Origin of the sequence: Acinetobacter sp. 226-1 (genome assembly GCF_030329325.1) — a bacterium.
GTDB lineage: Bacteria > Pseudomonadota > Gammaproteobacteria > Pseudomonadales > Moraxellaceae > Acinetobacter > Acinetobacter sichuanensis.
This window is the reverse complement of record NZ_JACANU010000002.1, coordinates 416,772-438,686: the sequence shown is the minus strand read 5'-3', so window position 1 is coordinate 438,686 and position 21,915 is coordinate 416,772. Positions and strand designations below refer to the sequence as shown.

The window sequence follows — 21,915 nt, the reverse complement described above, 5'->3', positions numbered from 1 at the left end:
GTCACTCACATGATGACAAGGCTCGTATTTTGTTGTTTAGTTTTATTCAGCCCAATGCTTTTTGCGGGTACGTATTATCAATTACATGTTCCGAGCAAAGCCTTGCCTTATTGTGAGTTTATGCCTTTTGATTATGTTGAAAAGAAGATTGTAAAAACTGAACTTTACAATCGAATCTATATTAAGCAGCCTGTAACATTAGAATTTATTCGTTTAGATTCTAAGCCATTCACAGGATTGCAATTATGGAGTCCAAAGGGGCAAGTTAAAGCAACTCGCCTCTCTGACACAAAGTATCGATATGAACTTCCTACTTTAAACAAAGGGGAAATTTACGAGCTACGTGGTATTTTGAAACATCCAGCAAAGTCTGGTTTTCAAATATGTGTAAGTGCTTTAAGTCGTTAGACTTATTTACTTGGTAAGGAAAGTTATGGCATTAATCGTTCAAAAATATGGCGGTACCTCAATGGGGACTCCCGAGCGCATTTTAAATGTAGCTCGTCGTATAAAGCGTTGGCATGATCATGGTCACAAGGTGGTTGTGGTTGTTTCTGCAATGAGTGGTGAAACCAACCGCTTATTGGCTTTAGCGAAAGCCATTACCGAAACCCCAGACCCACGCGAGTTAGACCAAATGGTGTCTACTGGTGAACAGGTAACGATTTCTATGTTAGCGATGGCGCTAAACTCTATTGGAGTTTCTGCACAATCACTAACAGGTCGCCAAGTTGGGATTAAAACAGACAACTCATTTACCAAAGCACGTATTGAGTCAATTGACACAGAAGTTATGACTTCACTTTTAGATGCTGGCAATGTCATTGTTGTTGCTGGTTTCCAAGGTGTAGACGAACAAGGCAATACGACTACTTTAGGTCGTGGTGGCTCAGATACAACAGGTGTTGCACTTGCAGCAGCGTTAAAAGCTGATGAATGCCAAATCTATACTGATGTAGACGGTGTTTATACCACTGACCCTCGTGTTGCACCAAAAGCCAAAAAAGTTGATCGTATTTCATTTGAAGAAATGCTTGAAATGGCATCACTTGGTTCTAAAGTTCTACAAATTCGTTCAGTTGAATTTGCTGGAAAATACCAAGTGCCTTTACGCGTATTATCAAGTTTTGATAATGACGATGATGGCGCATTCGACGAAGAATTTAAGAAAAACGTTGGGACACTAATCACCACTGAAGCGGAAGACAACATGGAAAATCCTATTATTTCAGGTATCGCATTTAATCGTGACGAAGCAAAATTAACTATTTTAGGTGTACCTGATGAGCCAGGTATTGCATCTAAAATTTTGTCTCCGATTGGTTCTGCAAATGTTGAAGTGGATATGATTATCCAAAACGTTGAAGAAGACGGTACAACTGACTTTACATTTACGGTTAACCGTGGCGAACTTAAAAAAGCCAAAGCAATCTTAGAAGATACAGCAAAAGCAATTAATGCGCGTGAAGTTGCTACTCGTGATGACATCGTTAAAGTTTCGATCGTGGGTGTAGGTATGCGCTCACATGCAGGTGTTGCAAGTAAAATGTTTACTGCGCTTGCAGATGAAGGCATTAACATCCTAATGATTTCAACTTCTGAGATCAAAATTTCTGTCATTATCGAAGAAAATTACTTAGAACTTGCTGTTCGCACACTTCATACTGCTTTCGGTTTAGACCGTGAACATGGTGAATCTAGCACACGTGCTTAATATTTGAACAAAATTGACAATTTATTGGCAATTTTGCCCTACAAAATGACGGAGCCACTATAGTTTTTTATAGTGGCTCTGTTATATTAAGCTCTGAGGTTGTAAAAAATTTCATCAGAGTGATTTAAAGTGAAAACTTGATCACATTATTCTGTTAAAATGCTCTCTGTTTTCAAAGTTGCTTTCTAAAGAAATTCATTGCAGGTTTAGCGTTTTGCAAGGAGATAAACATGCTGATTCTGACCCGTCGTGTCGGAGAAACATTAATGATTGGAGATCAAGTCAGTGTAACTGTGCTTGGTGTCAAAGGTAATCAAGTTCGTATTGGTGTTAATGCGCCTAAAGAAGTTTCTGTCCATCGTGAAGAAATTTACCAGCGTATCCAGCACGAACGTGCGATGCACGAACATCTTCAACATATTGATCAAGATTATCAACCTTCGTTTGAAGATGATAACTACTCTCAAAATAACAATAACTTTAATCGCTAAGTTATTGCTAATTTGGAAAGTATAAAGCGGCTCAAGAGGCCGCTTTAAATTTATAATAAGAAAGAAAAATACATTACTTTTTAGATAAACTATTCAACTAAGCCTAATGCTTTTTTTACAGGTGCATAACTACGGCGGTGTTGATCAATCACACCATGTTCTTCAATCGCTTCAAAATGCGCTTTGGTTGGATAACCTTTATGTTTAGCAAAACCATATTGAGGATATTTTTCATCAAGTGCGACCATGTCATGATCTCTTGTCACTTTAGCTAAAATACTTGCAGCAGAAATTTCTGCATGTAAAGCATCACCTCCAACAATCGCATCACAACTCATGGTTAAGCCTTGTGGTACTTTATTGCCATCAACCAATACATGTTCAGGTTTTATATTCAAAGCCTCAACAGCTCTTCGCATCGCTAATAATGAGGCTTGTAAAATATTAAGTTCATCAATTTCTGTATGTGAAGCTTCTGCAATTGCCCAAGCTAACGCCTTTTCCTTAATCTCAATAAATAACTTTTCACGTTTCTTTTCACTTATTTTTTTAGAGTCATTTAAGCCTTCAATTGGATTATTTGGATCTAAAATTACAGCCGCTGCAACCACAGACCCCACTAAAGGTCCACGCCCAGCCTCATCAACACCAGCAATTAACATCATATATTCACCCACAAAAAAAGAGGCTGAACAAGTCAGCCTCTATAAAGTATAACACAAATTATTTTACAGCTTCTGCTACACACGCATTGATCGTTTTCGTCACAGCATTTGATACAATCGTTGCTCTTGCTTGAGGGTCAATTGCAGCCGTTGCTAAGTCTACTGCTGTTACACTTTGCGGTGCCTTGTCGCTCACACAGCCACAAATTTCACCTTGAACATTGTTTTTTTGCTCAGTAGTCATTAACTTTGTTGCCGTTTGCCAAGCAGGTAAATTATTCAGTTCAGTTGTACATTTCGCATTAATTGCAATTTTTAATGCAGCAGTACCCAATTGCTGTGTAGTCGTTGCTGCTGTATTCCCCGTTGTGCCTGTCGTTGATGCACATGCTGTCAAAACTAAAGCGATAGGCGCAAGTGTTGCAATCAATTTTTTCACAGTGTTTTCCTTTTTATGAAAATTTCGTGGGCATATTGTGCCCAAACTCTTTGACCGAGAAAACTCTATCTTGAACGTATTCTTGTAACGAAAGGCTATTTGTTTAGAAAGCGTACACTTTTTCAAACAGCGTTGCAAAATTAGTGCTCTATCGTTGCAAAATTAACATAGGTATCGCATTTAAAAATTCGCTAGGATATAGACTCCCTGCAAATATGTAATTTTAGCAATGTCACAAAATAAAATGTATTACACAAGAACAGCTCAATGGCTACATTGGATTATGGCAATTATTTTCATTAGTGCTTGGTTCATTGGCTTTTATAGTGGTAATTTTTTAAGCTATGAAGCTGATGGTAGCTTTAAAGGTGATGTCATCACTTTTCATAAAAATATTGCGTCAACCATTCTTTTTTTAGTGATTATTCGTATATTTTGGCGCTATACACACCCTACGCCTGCACTCCCTGACACCATGTCGCCGATGATGAAAACACTGGCTCATTTAGGTCATTTAGCACTTTATTTTATGTTGTTGGCTCTCCCGATTACAGGTTGTTTATTTAGTTGGAGTGCAGGACACCCTGTTCCTGTTTTATATTTATTTGAAATTCCAAGATTAGTTCAGGACAATCCAGACTTGATGGACATTGTAAAACCATTACATATTTATCTTTCTTGGGCAGCAGGTTTACTTTTAGTTGGTCATATCGCAGCAGCATTAAAGCATCATTTTGTTGATAAAGATAATGTTTTACGTAGTATGACTCGCCAAAAAGATTAAATCTATTTTCCATATTTCTTATGCGCTAAGATATACAGTTTAAATAACCCAATCTTTATAAAATAGTCAAAAGCAGCATCACTTAATGCTGCTTTTGAGAATTAAACACACAACATTTAGATCAATGCATCTATACGTTCAATCCACATTTTCTTTTCAGCATCTGTAATAAAAGAAGCTTCAAACGCATTTTTAGCCAACTGTTTGAGCTCCTCTGTCGTTAAATTTAAAGCTTCTGCGATCGCAAAATAATTGTCATTCATATATCCCCCAAAATAAGATGGATCATCCGAATTTACCGTCACTTTTACGCCTTGTTGTAGTAAACGCTGAATATTATGCTGTGCCATATCATCAACAACACATAACTTTAAATTGCTCAGTGGGCAAACGGTCAAAGGCATTTTTTCAGCAATTAAACGTTGCATTAAAGTTTCATCTTCTTCAGAGCGAACACCATGATCAATACGATTGACTTTAAGCAGATCTAAAGCTTGCCAAACATAATCTGCTGGACCTTCCTCACCTGCATGTGCAACCACAAGAAAGCCAGCTTCACGTGCTTTGGCAAAAACACGTTCAAATTTTGAAGGTGGATGTCCAACTTCACTAGAATCTAACCCTACCGCAATGATTTGATCTTTATAGGCAAGTGCCTGTTGTAAAGTTTCAAATGCCACATCTTCACTTAAGTGACGTAAAAAACACATAATAAGATGCGAACTAATATTTAACTTTTCATGTGCATCATCACATGCACGTTTTAGTCCAGTAATGACTGTTTCAAAAGCGATACCACGATCTGTATGTGTTTGAGGGTCAAAAAATATTTCTGTATGTACAACATGATCTTCTGCACATTTTTCAAAATACGCCCAAGCCAAATCATAAAAATCTTGTTCATAAATCAGAACATTTGCACCAGCATAATAAATGTCTAAAAATGACTGTAAATTATGAAAGTTATACGCCTGCTTGACTTCCTCTACAGATTTATAGGGAATTTCAATGCGGTTACGTTGAGCAATGGCAAACATCAGTTCTGGCTCAAAAGTTCCCTCAATATGTACATGTAGCTCTGCTTTTGGTAATGCACGAATGAGTTCTGCTTGATTCATATGAAAACCTCAATCTAAATTTTTTAAAATATGAAAATAAAAAAGGGTGCAAACTGAGTTTACACCCTTAAAAAAAATGCTGAATTAGCCACCAAAATACACAAATTTAATCACCCAAAGTAGAGCAATAATCCACACCATATAAGGTACTGTTGCAGCTTTACCTGTGAGTAATTTAACCAAAGCATAGCTAATAAAGCCCATTGCAATACCATCAGCAATTGAATAGGTAAATGGCATAAATACAATGGTTAAAAATGCTGGGACAGCTTCAGTAATATCATCCCATTCAATGTTGGTAATCCCTTGAATCATCAACACACCAACAAACAATAATGCAGGTGCAGTGGCAAAACCAGGAACAGATTGTGCTAAAGGTGCTAAGAATAAACAAGCAATGAACAGACAACCGACCACAATGGCAGTTAAACCTGTACGACCACCCGCAGCAACCCCTGCTGATGACTCAATATAAGGTGTTGTTGAAGATGTTCCCAAAGCCGCACCAGCTACAATTGCTGTAGAGTCAGCAAAGAGTGCTTTTTTCAAACGTGGTAATTTACCATCTTTGAGTAAGCCTGCACGATGAGAAACCCCAACCAAAGTTCCTGTTGAGTCAAATAAATCGACCAAGAAAAATACGAAAATTACACCAATTAAACTCGCTGTAAATAGACCTTCAAAATCCATTTGCATAAACGTTGGTGCAATAGATGGAATTGACCCCACCACACCTTTATAGTCGTTATAGCCCATCACCGTCGATAAAGCTGTCACCACTAAAATACTGATAATAATTGCACCACGCACTTTAAAATGATGCATGACAACAACCAGTAAAAAGCCAAAAAGTGCAAATAAAACAGTTGGATTTTTTAAATCACCTAAACCCACTAAAGTTGCCTGATTTGCAACAATAAGACCTGCATTTTTCAATGCGACCAAAGCAAGGAACAAACCAATACCGCCACCAATCGCAAACTTTAATGACATCGGAATAGCATTTACAATCGCTTCACGGATCTTAAACATGCTGATTGCAATGAACACCAAACCTGAAACAAATACAGCAGCTAAAGCGGTTTGCCAAGGCACACCCATTCCCAAACATACAGAATAAGTAAAGTAAGCATTTAAGCCCATTCCTGGTGCAAGTGCGATTGGATAATTAGCAACTAGCCCCATGACAAAACAGCCAATAGCAGCAGCTAAACAGGTTGCAACAAATACAGCCCCATGATCCATCCCTGTTTCAGATAAGATCAATGGGTTCACAATGATGATGTAACACATTGTTAAAAATGTTGTTACACCTGCAATAATTTCAGTTTTGAACGTGGTTTTGTTCTCACTGAGTTTGAATAAGCGTTCAAGCAAACCCGCAGAAGGATTTGGAGTCGTCATTGTTGAGCCCCTATGAAAATTGAGCTATTCATTAAAAGAGTTATAGGCATAAAAAATGAAAATCCCACACAGTATTATGTAGAATACATTCAATTTACATACCAAAGTAGCAAGATAAATAAAGATAACGTTAATTAAAAAAGCTGCAAAAATGCAGCTTTTTCTACGTTTTAAGGCAATCAAAATTATTACCTTATTCTCTATCTTTGTATGATTGGCAAATTATACCATATTGTTTATTTATTTTTTAAAAATACAAAATCACCATAACCAATTCAATCACTATTTCACATAATTCATATTATTATGCGGATTGTTTTCCACCGATAAAATATTTTTATTGGCTTCTTGAATGAGCTTTAACATGTCTTGTTGCTTACGTTTATTGGTATCAATATATGTCCAATAACCAACAAGAAAAAGTGAGCTTAGAGAAAATAATACGATTATCTTGACCATGAGTTTTCTATTCTTAGCGACTTTCATCTATTTTAACACCAAAAATGTGATTTAGTTTGCAATTTAATTAAATTTTCTAAAGAATATTTTTAGATCTACAAATCAATCTCAAAGAAATAAATTTAAGTGCTTGATCTTATTTTATAAAATAGATCACTCCAGTTATAAACTAGTCATAAAAAAGTTCTATTCAAAATATACTTATACACGACTTACTCAAGATATAATACACAGATATAAAATAAACAATAACAAAAATAATCATTCAAACAATAGTTTAATTATACCAAAATAAAAACACTGTGCTATAAAATAAAATATGATCAGCGATTACATTTTATTTTTTCTTAAAAATAGTCACTCAACCAAATATTCTAAAGATAGATTTATTGATCAAGATATTCTTTGAAAATTAAACTGAAGAATGAAGAAAAACTTGCGGATATTGATGAGCTGTATGATTAAAAATTGGATTTTCCCAAATATTACGCATGGGTATTTTTACATCTAAAGCCAAAGGTAATTTTTTCGGGTTAAATTGCATTGCACTTAGGTCTTTGCCCCATGCAATCAAATCAATATCTAAAGAAATCTGGTGTGAAGGTCTGACTCGCCCTGAATCCTGTTCCATTTTCTTTAAAATCGTCTGTATTTCATCTAAAGATAAGGTACTTTTTAGTAAACAAGCAGCATTCCAATATTCTGCACCTACGCCATCACGACAAGGAATAACGTAAATATGGGAAAAGATCACCTCGCCCAAAGTTGAAATTTGAGCAAAAGTATTGTGAAAATAGTACTTAGGTTGATGATTACTGGCGAGTGCTAGGGCGAAAATCATTTCGGTGGCGTTCAAGACGAATTCCTACAGAATTTGCTTGCGGGATAATGGCAGGCTTACGAACCACAATGATAATAGATTCAATTGCAGGAAAGGTAGTAAAAAGTGCATTCAACACTAATTTTGCGGCATGTTCGATTAATTTTGGGGCAGCCTCTTGAATAACCTGAGCTGAAATTTCACAAATCTCTGCATAATTCAGCGTATCCACTAACTCATCTGAATCTGCCGCTTGTTGCAAAGAGGTATGTATCGTCAAATCTAGCATCAAAGGTTGAATAATCTGTCGCTCCCAATTAAAACAGCCGACAACTGTATCAACTTTCAAACCTTCAATAATAATTGCATCCATGACACTCAAATTCTCTATTTCAATTTAAAAAAAGACCTTCTTTAAAAAAGGAGATATTTAAGGGAATTTTCTAATAAAAAACTCCCTTATCACTTCCATTTTAAAAGAAGGAACACTCAATCACTGCTTCAATAAAGTTGCAGGATCTAGATTTTGTACCATTTGCAAACGTTGATCTGCATAAATATCAGTATATGGCGCAAGAACACGCATAAAACGATCAAAATACAACATTTGCTTAAATAATAAAGCAAAATCACGTGGGAAACGAATGCCATGGCGCTCGCCTACTGCCACCATATCTAACATAATGTCATTGAGGTCAGAAGGATTTGAGGTCATGATTTGCTGTGGATCTGCCAATAAAACACCACCAAATAAACGCTCCAAATCATCAGCAAGTACTTTGGTGTCAATTTGTTGATCTGTCATGCCCATTTTCAGCATATTTTCAGCCATTAAAATATAGTCAGTACGTTGTAAAGCATCCATAAATGCCATACATGCTGTCCATACTTGTGGGTTTAACTGACCTACAATACCAAAATCAATAAAACCTATACGACCATCTTCAAGTAACATCAGGTTACCTGCATGCAAATCGGCATGGAAACTTTCACACATCATTAAACTACCAAACCATGTATTCATTGCGGTAATTAATACTTGTGATGGATCTTTTGCCACTTTTTTAACAACTTCAAAGTCAGTCAGTGGCACACCATATAAACGCTGCATGGTTAAGACACGGCGTGTTGAATATTGGTGATAAACTTTCGGTGCAGTTGCGGCTTGATTTTGTGAAACATTTAAATAATTCACAAAATCATCTAAGTTTTTGGCTTCTTCAATAAAATCAACCTCACGTACCATACGTGTTTTGATTTCATCTACAATATCTGCCAATGACGCAAATTTTACTTTAGGCACCGCTTTTTCAAGCAATTTCGTTGCCCAATGCAAGACATTTAAATCGGTATAGAGAATAGTTTCTACACCTGGTTTTTGTACTTTAATGACAACATCTTCGCCTGTCACGAGTTTTGCTGCGTGTACTTGAGCAATAGAGGCTGAAGCTAGAGGCTTTTCTTCAATAGAAGCAAAAATCTCAGTCAAATCACGACCCGCAAATTCTTCAGCTAACACAGTTTTCACATAGCTAAAAGGTAAATAAGGCGTTTGATCTAGACAACCTTGAAACTCTTCCACATATTCACGTGGAAATAATGAAGGTGTACTCGCAACAAATTGTCCGAGTTTAATATAGGTTGAGCCTAAAGACTCGAAAGTCTCTCGCATCAATTTTGCATTACTTGGTTTTTCAGTGGCATATTTAATGCCTGCTTTTGCTGCAATCACTGCCGTTTCACCGACACGGGCAACGGAGCGCAGTCCATCTAAGAAAATTTTGTTTTTCATCATGTCTAAGTACAAGCAAAGAATAAAAATAATGGGATTGAGTGTAGCAAATTAAATGACATTTGCAGTATGGCTTGCCTGACAGTTTGCACAATCTTGATCTTTTTCAAAGCTTAAAATTCGTTGTTTCATTGTTAAACCATCCCAAAGTAAGAGTTTTTGTTTCAATGCCATCCGATTTAAACCCAAATATAAAAGTGCATGATGTGCTTGCAAACTCGCCATTACATTCGGGGTCGTTGCCAAAACACCTGTATCAGCACAGCGTAAGCTTTCATTGGCATGTTGTTCTTTGGGAAATAGACACTCATAACATGCCGAATGCTCTACCACCATAAACAATTGCCCTTGAAAACCAATCGCAGAAGCACTAATCAAAGCAATATTATGCTGAGTACATATTTGATTGACCAAATAGCGAGTTTCAAAGTTATCACAACCATCTAATACTAAATCTTGAGCATGAATGAGTTGCTCAGCATTTTGTGCTGCGAGTTTTTCTGTAATACTTTCAACCTGTATAAAAGGATTAATTTGTTGCAGTCGTTTCGCCAAAATTTCGGCTTTATAAAAACCAATATCTTGCTGACTATACGCAATTTGTCGTTGTAAATTACTCATTTCTATTGTATCTGCATCAATCAGAGTAATTTTCCCTACACCTGCACGTGCAAGTAATTCAGCAGTGGTACAACCAATTCCGCCACATCCCACAATAAGCACATTGGCAAGTTTTAATTTTTCCTGCGCTTCAATATCCCAACCATCAAGCAGTATTTGACGTGAATAAAGATGCATTTCTGCATCACTGAGTTCCAAATCTAGCGCAAGTTCTGTTACCACAGGAATATCCTTTTCAGATGAATCTTGATCAGTTGAGGTATTATTATAATTGATCTACTGTGATTAGGAGATTTAACTTTCAGCACTCATTAAATTAAATTTAAATTATTGAAATTTGACAATATTTTTAAATAATGTAGAATAATTTCTTAAGCAGCCTAATTTATTCAAATCAGCTTCATTCGCTCAATGAATTTAGGTCATTTTTATCTTTTTATAAAAGGAGTAAATGGCAAATGTTTAAAGCGTTTAAACAATTATTTTGTAAACATCACTTCGTTCAATATGAGATGCAACATTTACATATTGCTGAATGTGTCAAATGTGGTGTGCAATTTCCGCATTAAATGGTCAACCTGTAAAAACCGTTTTACGACTTGAATCAAAGGGTAGATTCAGAAATCAAAGCACCCATTTCGGGTGCTTAGAGAAATTCTGAAACACTTAAACGGCTTGTTGCATCATCTGTAACTTTGCAATTTCTTGTTGTTTCAATAAATTACGCTGAATTTTTCCACTCGATGTTTTTGGTAAACGCTCTACAAACTCGATCTCACGTGGATATGAATGCTTAGATAAACGAGAACGCACATAATCTTGTAATTGAATGGCTAACGCAGCCGATGCCGCAACTTGAGGTTTTAAAACCACAAAGGCTTTGACAATTTCAGTACGCTCTACATCAGGTTTACCAATGACTGCTGACTCTAATACTTCTACGCATTCTAAAAGTGTACTTTCAACATCAAAAGGACCTACACGATAGCCTGATGTTGTAATCACATCATCAGCACGCCCCACAAAATCAATCCCACCTAATTCATTGAGTTTGACCGTATCGCCTGTTAAATAATAATGCCCAACAAATGATTTACGGTTATTACCGCCATAACCTTTAAACCATGTTAGAGGAGATTGTGAAAAGTCGATTGCCAATGTTCCAATGCCACCACGTTCGACTTCTTCATGCTTTTGATTGAGTACAGCAAAACGATGCCCAGGATTTGCAAAACCTGCTGAACCGATCTTCACTGGATGCTGCAAAGCATGATGATTACCGATCACCATTCCCAATTCAGTTTGCCCATACTGATCAAAAATATTGACCTTTAAATCTTGCTTAAACCAATGAATCACTTCAGGCGTTAAGGGTTCACCTGCACTACTGACCACACGCAAATGCGCTTGAATTGAAGCATCAAATTTTTCTTTAAAGCCAAAAAACATACGAAAAGCGGTCGGTGAACCTGTTAAATTACTGACTTTGTATTTTTTGATTATTTCCAAGGCATTATCTACACTAAATGCACGCTCATCCATCATGATGCTATGCCCCAACGCCAATGGACCTGTAATACCATAATACAAACCATACGCCCAACCAGGGTCAGCTAAATTCCAAAACGAATCTTCTTCAGTTAATCCAACTGCATGCAACATATATTCTTTAAATGCCAAAACTGCCTTTAAAGGAACAGGAACAGATTTTGCCAAACCTGTCGTTCCTGAGGTAAACATCATTAAAAAATCATCATCAAAACCAAGTTGCACAGCTTCAAATGTTGCATGTTGTTTATCGACCTCTTGCCAAAAATCTGGGTCAAATTTTTTCTCAGGTTGATCTGTATAGACCGTCAAAATCTGTGCAACTTCAATATTATTTAATTTACTTCGTTGCTCTGAATTGGTCACAACCAATTGAGTATTGGCAGTATCAAGGCGATGCTCTATCGCTTTCGACTCAAAAGCAGTAAATAAAGGCTGATAAATTGCACCAATTCGCCATGTTGCCAAAATAGTGATTAATAACTCAGGCGTACGTGGCAATAAACCTGCAATACAATCTCCAGTTTGAATCCCCACATGCTTAAAGTAATTGGCTAATTTTCCTGAAGCTTCCGCAAGTTGCTCAAAGGTCCATTGTTCAGATCTGCCATCTTTCGCTTGCCAAATCAGAGCAACTTTGTCTGAGCCAACATAACGTTCACAACATTCAATATATGCATTCAGTACTTGTGCTGTGCCCACTAAACTCTTTGAAATCAATGCTTCATAATCAAAATCTTGATGCGCTTGTTCTAATGTCTTCATGACAATATCCTTTTAATCCCTGTGCAAACATCATAATTTTTATGACATTTTTCGCATATTTTTATTTTGAAAGCTCATTCATTGAGCATTTCTAAAGATAGGAATAGATAATCATGAATATAAATATTGAACAATTTCCAAACACCGCAAAGATCATGCAGTTTTTGGATATTTAACAATAAAAGCAATTTTATTATTTTAAAAATTTGGTCGATAATCAAAATTTTTCAACAAAATTGGATCTGAAAATGGACGTATTGCCTTTTTTGATAAGGTCAATGTATTAATTAAATTGTTTGGAAAAACCTGAATTGTATTGTTAAATTCTTCAACATTTCGATTAAAAATCGTAATGGCTGCGCCCACATTTTCATTCTGCTCTTGAATCTCATCCATCATTTTTAGATAAATCTGATCTGCTTTGAGTTCAGGATAATTTTCTACCACGACATTTAAATTTTTTATTAAATCTTGACTGAGCTTTTCAATATGTTGCAATTGAGAAACATCTGTATGATTCAAATTGAGATTTAAAATTTGTTGACGTAATTCAGTGACCTTTTCTAAAGTTGATTTTTCAAACTCAGTATATTTTGTCAAAACTTGTTCTAGATTACCTAAAATTTTGGCTTTTTGTACTTCAAAATTTGCAACTTCAGCCCAAGCTCGTTTGGTTGCATTAAAATAACGAACAATATTATTACGAATAGTCACTGCCCAAATAAATACAAGGACGAAAATTGCAATAAAAATGATGATCCCCATTTCATATTCTCCTTATCATTGTTTATGTGATTAAGTTTAACATGCTACGTTTAAATTTTTCATATTCAGGCATCCTAAAAGTTCTTAAATGCCCACGAAGTGTGGAAATATCACGAATTTGTTGTTTCTGTTGTGATTGCTGAAATAAATTTTGATTTCCCATATAGCACAACATATCTTCTGCAAAATGGAATACAACTTCACCTGAATAATATTGAAAAAAATCACTCAATTTCAAAGTCATCATTGGGCTAATATGACGTGCAAGTTGATTCTGATCATGCCCAAATATCCTAAGATTTTCATTCACTAAAATATCACTGTTTGACCATTTTTGTGTATAAGGTTCAAAAAATGCATGGCGCTGATTAGTTACTGCAAAACCTAAACGAGGCATATCAAAAATAAAAACACCCCACTGATCTTTGCGTATCCCTTGCATTTTATTCTGATCTTTATTGAACTGACTCATTGGCAATTCATTGATGTAATAATAATGAAACAATAAGACTGGGTATTTTTTATGTTCAAATTCCCATGTTGTAGCAATGTATTGAGTAATTTCATTTGTCGCATTTCCCTTTGAAAATAAAGGAAAAGATTGTTTTAATTTACTCATAACCAAAAGTGAGTTACTACTTTGTGGCAAAAAGCTTGGAACACGATTAAAATTTAAATCATAACGCAACACGATCATACGTTGCTCTAAAAAATAAATAACCTCTTCAATTGGTGAACGTGATTCATAAATTAAATAAGCTAAAAATAAACACAATAGACCGACCAAGAAAGTCAAAGCATAGGGAATATAAACATGAATCATCCAACCAAAAATCAGAATAAAAACACCTAAAACGATTAACAAATGGGCGATAAAATTATGGAAATATAAATCTTTACACTCACCCCAAGGATGCAATGCATCTAAAATATCTTGTGTTGACGTTGCTTGTTCACCTATTTTCCATAGTCGAGCAACATTTTTCATCACCTGTTGATTTTGTTTTGTAGTTACATGCCGCCATGTTTTCACAGTTTGAATAGGCATAATCTGCTAAAAATTTATTCTTAAATATATGAACAATTATGCTTTAATTCTTTGAATGATCAAAGATAAATAATAAACATAAAAAATCCGAGTTAAATGATTAACTCGGTTTCTCAAAAATTACTCGAATTATTGCAAAAAATGATTCTACAAAACAATTTCGGGAAAACTTTAACGACAAGTCTAGAACATTTATTTAGCGAGAAATACCTACCTCAGACATGATTGGGGCTTTTTTACGATATTTTGTCATATACATAACCCCTAAAAATATCAACCACACAGGAATCATCACCACGGCAATACGCATATCTGATGTAAAACTCATCACAATCAAGATAAAGAATACAAAAGCAATCGTGAGATAATTTGACCACGGCGCAAACAAACTCTTAAATGAAGTCTGCTCACCTGTACTTAACATCACTTTTCTAAATTTTAAATGTGTAATTGAAATCATCAACCAGTTAATCACCAATGCGGAGACCACCAACATCATTAAAAGCTCAAACGCTTTGCTTGGCATGATGTAGTTGATCAAAACACAAAGTGCTGTCACAGCCGATGACAATAGAACAGCATTCACAGGAATGCCACGTTTATTCACTTTCTTGAGAAATTTAGGTGCATTCCCCTGTTCAGCCAAACCATGTAACATTCGTGTATTACAATAAATACAACTGTTATAAACTGAGATGGCTGCAATCAACACCACAAAATTTAAAACATTTGCCACGCTACCACTATTTAAAGATTGGAAAATTAATACAAATGGACTACCGCCTTGTGCAACCTGATTCCATGGATATAAACAAAGTAAAATTCCAATCGCACCGACATAAAAAATCAGCACACGGTATACAATTTGATTGACTGCTTTCGGAATGGTTTTCTGAGGATTTTTAGTTTCTGCCGCCGCAATCCCAATCAACTCAAGCCCACCAAAAGCAAACATAATCATCGCCATAGCCATGATAAAGCCATGTATACCATTGGGGAAAAATCCACCAAATTGCCAAAGATTGCTCACACTTGCCTGTGAACCTGCTTGCCCACTCAACAACAAATAAGCACCAAAACCAATCATGCTCAAAATCGCCACGATTTTAATCATTGAAAATAAAAATTCAGATTCACCAAAAAACTTCACATCAATGAGGTTAATCCCATTCATCAAAATAAAAAAGAAAAGTGCTGTTAACCATGTTGGAATCTCGGGCCACCAAAAATGTATAAATGTACCAATCGCAGAAAGTTCTGCCATACTGACCAAAACATACAACACCCAATAATTCCAACCTGACATAAAGCCAGCCATTTTACCTAGATATTTATTGGCAAAATAACTAAAAGAGCCACTGACAGGCTCATGTACGACCATTTCACCGAGTTGTCGCATGATCAAAAATGCAATCACACCTGCCAAAGCATAACCTAACAATACTGAAGGTCCTGCAAGTTTAATGGTTTGAGAAAGCCCAAGAAATAAACCTGTTCCGATTGCGCCACCTAGTGCAATCAATTGAATATGACGATTGGAAAGCTCTTTTTTTAGGGTATTTTTTTCCTGAATTTCCATATTAACTCCTGTGTTGTCGTATCCATGACAACTTTTTTAGAAGAAATAATCTTTAACGGCTCATACCTTAAAGATCATAGTTTGATTAGCATCACATTTTAGAAATAACTTGAATTGGAAAATAAAAAAGAAGAGGAAATGTAGCACTGCCACTACATTTCCTCTTTGCGTCAAAACGAAATCGCATCCTGACATTTTATATACTGTTCAGGCATTTTTAGTTTTTGGTAAGCATGATCCCCATAGTCATAACGAGCTACGACATCAGCAAATTTTTGTAGGCTAAGAGGTGCATCCATCGCGGGTAGTTTTAATTCAATAAACGATAAATGCTGATGATCATTGATTTTTTCTAAGGCTTGCTCAAGCTCTAAAACCGTTTCCACGATACATGTTTCATAGGTATTTTTCCCATTAAATACATGAACCATTTCGGTATATTTCCAGTTCTGAATGTCGTTATAAGCTGCTTTTTCTCCTAAGATCAAACGTTCAATGGTATAACCACCATTATTAATGACAAAAATAATCGGCTTAAGATCATGTCGAATAATCGTTGAAAGTTCCTGCATGGTCAGTTGTATAGAACCATCACCAATAAACAAAACATGACGACGTTTTGGTGCTGCTTTCATTGCCCCTAATAATGCTGGTAAGGTATAACCTATTGAACCCCAAATTGGCTGAGCGATGTATTTTGCTGTTTTCGGCAATCTAATGCCTGATAGAGCAGAATTTGAAGTACCTACTTCACCAATGACCACATCATTTTCTTTTAAAAATGCACCAATATATTTCCATAAAATATCATGTGAAAGCTTTCGTGAAGCTTGAATACTTTGCGGTACAAAAGGCGTTGCCTCTAATACAGGTTTGAGGACTTTTCGAGTCGGTAAAGCATGACAGAGCGCAGTCAACAATTCAGATAATTCAATCGCAGGAAAGTTTTGACCAAAAATATTTAAATCATACTGTTTAATATCTACAAACGTTTTGGGATTAATTTGATGGGTAAAATACCCAGAACCCACATCTGTAAATCGTGCTCCAATCGCTATTAAACAATCTGAATTTTCAACCAATTGACGGACGATTTGCTGACTTGCTGAGCCCACATAGACACCTGCAAACAATTGTGAGGATTCATCAACAATATTTTTCGCTGTGCTTAAACACACATAAGGAATTGCATATTGGTTTGCTAATTTTTCAACAAGCTGCGTCACTTGGAAGATTTGCGCTTCATTATCAATCAAAAGCACTGGGCTTTTTGCATGCACAATCGCACTCGCCAGTATTTCAATTGCATTTTCAAGTAATTCAGGATCACTTTTCGGCATAACAAAATTTAAAGGCTGGTCTTCCACTTGTATTTTGACATGGGTAATATCTGATGGAAGTTGGATGTGTACAGGTCGTTTTTCGATAAAACATTGTTGCAATACACGGTCTATTTCTTTGGCTGCATTTGCAGGTGTTAAACGGGTCTGCGCCACTGTAAACTCTCGCATACAGTTCATGATATTGTCATAATTACCATCAACCAAGGTATGGTGTAAAAGTGCACCATTTTTTACTGCATGCAAAGGTGGAATCCCTGAGATATGAACCACCGCAACATTTTCAGTATAAGCACCTGCAATCCCATTGATCGCACTTAAGTCTCCTACACCATATGTGGTTGCAAGCGCAGAAAAACCGTTGATTCGTGCATAACCATCGGCAGCATAAGCGGCATTGAGCTCGTTGCAATTCCCAACAAAATCAAGCTGTTTCTCGTCTTCAACCTGTTCTAAATAAGATAAATTAAAATCACCTGGCACACCAAAAACATGTTTAATTCCAAGCTCTTGCAAACGTTTATTCAGGTATTTACCAATTTCTATTAACATATTCACTTTCCTTTACATTATTATTCCCTTTATAAAAATAATATTGCATTTCATTTTTATATTTCATGCATAATAGAAACAGATTTTTTGCAATATGCATGATTTGTGTATCATAAAAGGATTTTATGCAATGGATAAGTTTGATTGGCAAATCATACAAGCATTACAACGCAATGGACGTTTAACCAATCAAGAAATTGGTGACACGATTGGATTATCAGCTTCGCAATGTTCTAGACGTCGACAGATCTTAGAACAAAAAGGCATTATTTTAGGTTATAGCGCCCGAATTCTTCCTCAAGTACTCGGAATAAACGTTATGGCAATGGTTCATGTTAATTTAAGTACGCATGGTGCCGTATCAAAACAGGCTTTTCAAGATTTGATTGAATGTGAAGATCAAATTCAAGAGGCGTTTTCTTTAAGTGGAGATGCAGACTATATGCTCAAGGTTGTTGCTGAAAACTTGGAACAACTTTCACATTTTGTCACAGAGCGATTATTGGCTTGTGATTTTATTGGACATATAAAATCTTACATTGTTTTAAAAAACTTTAAAGAACAGAATCAGATCATGATGAAACCTAAATTTACTTAATGAGAAATACACAAGTTGCTAAAACGTCCATTTTCAAATCAAAAAACCCAGTTTTAAAACTGGGTTTTTCGTTGATGAATACAATGATTAGTCAATTGCAGGGGTATAGCTACCATCCGCAATAGCATCTTTAATACGGTCAGCTTCTGCAAGCACGAGTGCAAGCAAATTCTGTACGTTTTCTAAAGTTGCAACTGGACTTAAAGTGGTCATTTTCAATGATTGAACATTGCCAACTTTAGTCACACCGATATTTGCTTCACCACGTGCAAACAATTCATCTGCAACGTTTTGGTTCAGTGTATCAAGCAACTCTACAGGATAACCTGCTGGAATCACACGGAACAACACAGACGCAAATTGTGGATCTACCAACATTTCAAGACCGGCGGTTGCATTGATATAATCAGCAACTTCACGTGTGAGTTTCACACCGTGATCGATCATCGAACCATAAAGCTCTTCACCTAAGTTCTCAATGGTCATCCACAATTTCAACGCATCGAAACGACGAGTTGTTTGTAGTGATTTAGACACTAAGTTTGGAACACCATGCTCTTCATCATAAGCAGAGTTTAAATACTCAGCTTCATAATGCATGAAACGATAGTTCGCTTCATCTTTTAACAAGAATGCACCACATGAAATGCTTTGGAAGTAATGTTTATGGAAATCCAATGTGATCGAATCTGATAATTCAATACCGTCTAACATTGAACGGTAGTCATTTGACAGAATCAATGCACCACCCCATGCAGCATCGATATGCATCCACGCGCCATATTTGGTAGTGATTTCACGAATTTGTTTCAGTGGATCAATTGCACCTGCATCGGTTGTACCAGCAGTTGCAACCACACATGCCACGATTTTGCCTTCAGCTTGCAAATGCGCCATGGTTTTTTCCAGTGCATCTACATCCATCTGAGCATTTTCATTGACAGGAACAGTCACGACTGATTGGAAGCCCATGCCCATCATTGCCATATTCTTTTGCACAGAGAAATGCGCATTTTCAGAACAAATGACTTTGACATTACGCATTGCTTCATTTGGCACGCCGTCGCGCTGAACCGACCACGGATTACCGTTTTCGTCTTTCCAGTTCTTGGCAATACACCAGTCACGAGCAAGTAATACGCCCATCAAGTTAGATTGTGTACCACCTGAAGTGAACACGCCTGCTTGACCTGCGCCATAACCGACTTTTTGACGAAGCCAATCAATCAACTGCACTTCCATCAAAGAACCCGCAGGGCTTTGATCCCAAGAATCCATCGACTGGTTCGTTGCATTAATCAACACTTCAGCGATTTGACTTGTGACCATCGTTGGGCAATGCAAATGCGCTAGTGAGTGCGGATGATGTACTTTTAAGCTTTTGTTTAGGAATAATTCAACCATACGCTCAAGCGATTGTTGAAGTCCTAAACCTTCTTTAGATGGATTAAAAGAAATCGCTTGACGAAGTTCTTTAATGCTACCGCCTGTATACATTTTGTCGTTTTGCAACCATGCTGCGACCGCTTTGGTCGCCTCACCCATTGCTGACTCATAGTCAGCAATGGATTGAGCATCATTGCAGAGTAACGCTTTACGATGTTCTGCAAAATCTACCATAAATTACGCGCCTCGAACTGCAACAAGTGCTTCTGCAACCGCTTTCTTAAAGCGTGCAATCGCTTGTTCACACTCTTCTTGAGTAATGATTAATGGGCAAAGTAAACGGATCACCGTACCGCTACGACCGCCTTTTTCAAGCAATAATTTATTGTTGAAACAAGCCGTTTGAATTGCAGCAGCCAATTGTGAATCTGCAGGTAATGAACCCATATGGTCTGCTTGCTTGCGTTCATCGACAATTTCAACGCCGATCATTAAGCCACGACCACGAACATTACCAATACATGGGAATTCAGCAGCTAATTTTTTCAATTCAGCTTGTAAGAAATCACCACGTTCTTGCGCATTTTTCGCCAAGTTTTGCTCTTTAATTACTTGTAAAGAAGCTAAACCTGTACCCATTGCAAGTTGGTTACCACGGAATGTACCTGTGTGACCTGCTGGTTGCCAAGCATCAAACTTACGTTTAATACCTAATACAGCAAGTGGTAAGCTACCACCAACCGCTTTAGACATCACAACAACATCTGGTTCAATACCTGCATGTTCAAATGCAAACATTTTACCTGAACGCGCAAAACCTGCTTGAACTTCATCAAGAATTAACACGATGTTATGACGCTCAGTCACTTCACGGATTTTTTGCAACCATTTTACAGGTGCAGTCACCACGCCACCTTCACCTTGAATCGCTTCAAGAATCACAGCAGCAGGTTTAGTTACACCACTTTCGACATCTTCAATGAAGTTTTCGAAGAAATAGGTTAAAGCATCTACACCTGCTTCACCGCCAATCCCAAGTGGGCAACGGTATTCATGCGGATATGGCATAAATTGTACGCCTGGCATTAAGCCATTCACCGCATTTTTAGCAGATAAGTTACCCGTCATTGCTAGTGCACCATGGGTCATCCCATGATAGCCACCAGAAAAACTGATTACTGTGCTACGACCTGTATAGGTCTTCGCCAATTTAATCGCTGCTTCTGTACCATCTGCACCAGATGGACCACAGAACTGTAAACAATACTCTTCTTTACCACCTGGTAATTGCTCAAGTAATGCCTCAGTAAAAGCATCTTTTAAAGGCGTTGTTAAATCTAAAGTATGTAAAGGAAGACCACTTGCTAAAGTGTCTTGAATACTCTTAATCACCGCAGGATGGTTATGGCCTAAAGCCAATGTTCCTGCCCCAGCTAAACAATCGAGGTACTTTGTACCTTCAACATCGGTAACCCAACAACCATGTGCTTCCGCTATCGCTAACGGTAATTTACGTGGATAACTACGAACATTCGATTCCATCTGACTTTGGCGAGTCAAGTAGTATTCGTTTGTGGAAGTGGCAGCAGGATTTACAGAAGTAACGCTCATATCGAATTACCATCTCTGATATGGGTTGAAAGAAATAAGTCGGGGGACTTGTGGTCTTTTGACTCGGTGCTTTATAGAAATCTAGTTAGAGTGCTTTTAATATTCCTCACTAGGAGCGCGATAATACAGTTTTTTTCAAGAAAATAAATATCTTTTATGTACTTATCGTCTATTCGTTTATCGAAAAAAACGCTCATTAATATCTATACTAGAATTATCATCATACTATGTGACAAAGCAAAGAAAAGCCGATAATTTACTTGTTTTTAATTTCTGCGATATTTTAATTCATTTATTTTTTACAAAATAGAAATAACATACTAATTTATATCGTATTTTAATTTATTATTTGTTGCAAACTTGGTATAAATTATTACAAATGCACCACAAATTCTGCAAAAGCTCTCCCTGACTTA

General features: G+C 36.6%; 21 protein-coding genes. 5 read left to right on the top strand and 16 right to left on the bottom strand.

The features are described 5' to 3' along the window. The first annotated feature begins 9 nt into the window (after window positions 1-9). From HX124_RS05555 to csrA, 3 genes are all read left to right on the top strand, one after another. Window positions 10-408, top strand: a complete 399-nt coding sequence (locus HX124_RS05555) for a hypothetical protein (RefSeq protein WP_286382203.1) — start codon at window positions 10-12, stop codon at window positions 406-408. Window positions 409-433: 25 nt separating this feature from the next. After that, a complete protein-coding gene (locus tag HX124_RS05550; RefSeq protein ID WP_107006574.1) occupies window positions 434-1,714 on the top strand; it encodes an aspartate kinase in 1,281 nt (426 codons plus the stop codon). Window positions 1,715-1,944: 230 nt separating this feature from the next. Continuing rightward, complete coding sequence (gene csrA, locus HX124_RS05545; protein ID WP_107006573.1) at window positions 1,945-2,205, top strand: carbon storage regulator CsrA; 261 nt, start codon at window positions 1,945-1,947, stop codon at window positions 2,203-2,205. A gap of 89 nt (window positions 2,206-2,294) precedes the next feature. Here csrA and rnhB read toward each other — a convergent pair whose 3' ends face one another. Both rnhB and HX124_RS05535 read right to left on the bottom strand, forming a co-directional pair. Beyond that, complete coding sequence (gene rnhB, locus HX124_RS05540) at window positions 2,295-2,867, bottom strand: ribonuclease HII (RefSeq protein ID WP_107006658.1); 573 nt, start codon at window positions 2,865-2,867, stop codon at window positions 2,295-2,297. A 61-nt stretch (window positions 2,868-2,928) separates the two neighbouring features. Next, window positions 2,929-3,309 (bottom strand): hypothetical protein, encoded by a 381-nt coding sequence (locus HX124_RS05535; protein ID WP_286382202.1) that lies wholly within the window; start codon window positions 3,307-3,309, stop codon window positions 2,929-2,931. A gap of 229 nt (window positions 3,310-3,538) precedes the next feature. Between HX124_RS05535 and HX124_RS05530 the strand changes: the two genes are divergently transcribed. After that, a complete protein-coding gene (locus HX124_RS05530) occupies window positions 3,539-4,093 on the top strand; it encodes a cytochrome b (RefSeq protein WP_107006571.1) in 555 nt (184 codons plus the stop codon). Between the two features lie 116 nt (window positions 4,094-4,209). Here HX124_RS05530 and HX124_RS05525 read toward each other — a convergent pair whose 3' ends face one another. The 12 genes from HX124_RS05525 to HX124_RS05470 all read right to left on the bottom strand — a co-directional run bounded on the left by HX124_RS05525 (window position 4,210) and on the right by HX124_RS05470 (window position 17,904). Continuing rightward, the gene (locus tag HX124_RS05525) at window positions 4,210-5,211 is read right to left on the bottom strand and encodes an adenosine deaminase (RefSeq protein ID WP_286382201.1); all 1,002 of its coding nucleotides are present in this window, start codon (window positions 5,209-5,211) and stop codon (window positions 4,210-4,212) included. Between the two features lie 84 nt (window positions 5,212-5,295). Then, window positions 5,296-6,615, bottom strand: a complete 1,320-nt coding sequence (locus HX124_RS05520; RefSeq protein ID WP_107006569.1) for an NCS2 family permease — start codon at window positions 6,613-6,615, stop codon at window positions 5,296-5,298. A gap of 282 nt (window positions 6,616-6,897) precedes the next feature. Continuing rightward, on the bottom strand, window positions 6,898-7,074 hold the full coding sequence (locus HX124_RS05515) for a hypothetical protein (RefSeq protein ID WP_171405049.1): 177 nt from the start codon (window positions 7,072-7,074) through the stop codon (window positions 6,898-6,900). A 412-nt stretch (window positions 7,075-7,486) separates the two neighbouring features. Further along, window positions 7,487-7,930, bottom strand: a complete 444-nt coding sequence (locus tag HX124_RS05510) for a 2-amino-4-hydroxy-6-hydroxymethyldihydropteridine diphosphokinase (protein WP_286382200.1) — start codon at window positions 7,928-7,930, stop codon at window positions 7,487-7,489. Next, window positions 7,887-8,267, bottom strand: coding sequence for a dihydroneopterin aldolase (gene folB / locus HX124_RS05505; protein WP_286382275.1), 381 nt, complete (start codon window positions 8,265-8,267; stop codon window positions 7,887-7,889). The genes HX124_RS05510 and folB overlap by 44 nt, the downstream gene beginning before the upstream one ends. 120 nt (window positions 8,268-8,387) lie before the next feature. Next, the gene (locus HX124_RS05500) at window positions 8,388-9,686 is read right to left on the bottom strand and encodes an ABC1 kinase family protein (protein ID WP_286382274.1); all 1,299 of its coding nucleotides are present in this window, start codon (window positions 9,684-9,686) and stop codon (window positions 8,388-8,390) included. Between the two features lie 51 nt (window positions 9,687-9,737). Further along, window positions 9,738-10,484: a HesA/MoeB/ThiF family protein gene (locus HX124_RS05495; RefSeq protein WP_286382273.1), complete on the bottom strand. Its 747-nt coding sequence runs from the start codon at window positions 10,482-10,484 to the stop codon at window positions 9,738-9,740. A 489-nt stretch (window positions 10,485-10,973) separates the two neighbouring features. Continuing rightward, window positions 10,974-12,620, bottom strand: a complete 1,647-nt coding sequence (locus tag HX124_RS05490) for an AMP-binding protein (protein ID WP_286382199.1) — start codon at window positions 12,618-12,620, stop codon at window positions 10,974-10,976. Between the two features lie 198 nt (window positions 12,621-12,818). After that, window positions 12,819-13,385 carry a LemA family protein gene (locus HX124_RS05485; protein WP_286382198.1) on the bottom strand — a complete coding sequence of 189 codons (567 nt, stop codon included), beginning with the start codon at window positions 13,383-13,385 and terminating at the stop codon, window positions 12,819-12,821. A gap of 22 nt (window positions 13,386-13,407) precedes the next feature. Next, a complete protein-coding gene (locus tag HX124_RS05480) occupies window positions 13,408-14,433 on the bottom strand; it encodes a hypothetical protein (protein WP_286382197.1) in 1,026 nt (341 codons plus the stop codon). Window positions 14,434-14,629: 196 nt separating this feature from the next. Next, on the bottom strand, window positions 14,630-16,012 hold the full coding sequence (locus tag HX124_RS05475; protein ID WP_286382196.1) for an amino acid permease: 1,383 nt from the start codon (window positions 16,010-16,012) through the stop codon (window positions 14,630-14,632). A gap of 170 nt (window positions 16,013-16,182) precedes the next feature. Further along, window positions 16,183-17,904 (bottom strand): alpha-keto acid decarboxylase family protein, encoded by a 1,722-nt coding sequence (locus tag HX124_RS05470; RefSeq protein WP_286382195.1) that lies wholly within the window; start codon window positions 17,902-17,904, stop codon window positions 16,183-16,185. A gap of 130 nt (window positions 17,905-18,034) precedes the next feature. On the opposite strand from HX124_RS05470, the gene HX124_RS05465 reads away from it, so the two are divergent. Beyond that, window positions 18,035-18,502, top strand: a complete 468-nt coding sequence (locus tag HX124_RS05465) for an Lrp/AsnC family transcriptional regulator (RefSeq protein WP_286382194.1) — start codon at window positions 18,035-18,037, stop codon at window positions 18,500-18,502. Window positions 18,503-18,589: 87 nt separating this feature from the next. Here the strand turns inward: HX124_RS05465 and HX124_RS05460 are convergent, their stop codons facing one another. Together HX124_RS05460 and HX124_RS05455 are read right to left on the bottom strand one after the other, a co-directional pair. Continuing rightward, the gene (locus tag HX124_RS05460; RefSeq protein ID WP_286382193.1) at window positions 18,590-20,122 is read right to left on the bottom strand and encodes a pyridoxal phosphate-dependent decarboxylase family protein; all 1,533 of its coding nucleotides are present in this window, start codon (window positions 20,120-20,122) and stop codon (window positions 18,590-18,592) included. A 3-nt stretch (window positions 20,123-20,125) separates the two neighbouring features. Then, window positions 20,126-21,499, bottom strand: a complete 1,374-nt coding sequence (locus HX124_RS05455; protein ID WP_107006558.1) for a diaminobutyrate--2-oxoglutarate transaminase — start codon at window positions 21,497-21,499, stop codon at window positions 20,126-20,128. Window positions 21,500-21,915 lie beyond the last annotated feature (416 nt).

Bases quoted from the DNA above. Each gene is read 5' to 3' on its own strand.
- HX124_RS05465 (WP_286382194.1), top strand. From the start codon at position 18,035: ATGGATAAGTTTGATTGGCAAATCATACAAGCATTACAACGCAATGGA.
- HX124_RS05530 (WP_107006571.1), top strand. From the start codon at position 3,539: ATGTCACAAAATAAAATGTATTACACAAGAACAGCTCAATGGCTACAT.
- HX124_RS05550 (WP_107006574.1), top strand. From the start codon at position 434: ATGGCATTAATCGTTCAAAAATATGGCGGTACCTCAATGGGGACTCCC.
- HX124_RS05515 (WP_171405049.1), bottom strand. From the start codon at position 7,074: ATGGTCAAGATAATCGTATTATTTTCTCTAAGCTCACTTTTTCTTGTT.
- HX124_RS05525 (WP_286382201.1), bottom strand. From the start codon at position 5,211: ATGAATCAAGCAGAACTCATTCGTGCATTACCAAAAGCAGAGCTACAT.
- HX124_RS05555 (WP_286382203.1), top strand. From the start codon at position 10: ATGATGACAAGGCTCGTATTTTGTTGTTTAGTTTTATTCAGCCCAATG.
- HX124_RS05455 (WP_107006558.1), bottom strand. From the start codon at position 21,499: ATGAGCGTTACTTCTGTAAATCCTGCTGCCACTTCCACAAACGAATAC.
- HX124_RS05480 (WP_286382197.1), bottom strand. From the start codon at position 14,433: ATGCCTATTCAAACTGTGAAAACATGGCGGCATGTAACTACAAAACAA.
- HX124_RS05495 (WP_286382273.1), bottom strand. From the start codon at position 10,484: ATGCATCTTTATTCACGTCAAATACTGCTTGATGGTTGGGATATTGAA.
- HX124_RS05460 (WP_286382193.1), bottom strand. From the start codon at position 20,122: ATGGTAGATTTTGCAGAACATCGTAAAGCGTTACTCTGCAATGATGCT.
- HX124_RS05490 (WP_286382199.1), bottom strand. From the start codon at position 12,620: ATGAAGACATTAGAACAAGCGCATCAAGATTTTGATTATGAAGCATTG.
- HX124_RS05500 (WP_286382274.1), bottom strand. From the start codon at position 9,686: ATGAAAAACAAAATTTTCTTAGATGGACTGCGCTCCGTTGCCCGTGTC.
- HX124_RS05470 (WP_286382195.1), bottom strand. From the start codon at position 17,904: ATGTTAATAGAAATTGGTAAATACCTGAATAAACGTTTGCAAGAGCTT.
- HX124_RS05520 (WP_107006569.1), bottom strand. From the start codon at position 6,615: ATGACGACTCCAAATCCTTCTGCGGGTTTGCTTGAACGCTTATTCAAA.
- HX124_RS05485 (WP_286382198.1), bottom strand. From the start codon at position 13,385: ATGGGGATCATCATTTTTATTGCAATTTTCGTCCTTGTATTTATTTGG.
- rnhB (WP_107006658.1), bottom strand. From the start codon at position 2,867: ATGTTAATTGCTGGTGTTGATGAGGCTGGGCGTGGACCTTTAGTGGGG.
- csrA (WP_107006573.1), top strand. From the start codon at position 1,945: ATGCTGATTCTGACCCGTCGTGTCGGAGAAACATTAATGATTGGAGAT.
- HX124_RS05475 (WP_286382196.1), bottom strand. From the start codon at position 16,012: ATGGAAATTCAGGAAAAAAATACCCTAAAAAAAGAGCTTTCCAATCGT.
- folB (WP_286382275.1), bottom strand. From the start codon at position 8,267: ATGGATGCAATTATTATTGAAGGTTTGAAAGTTGATACAGTTGTCGGC.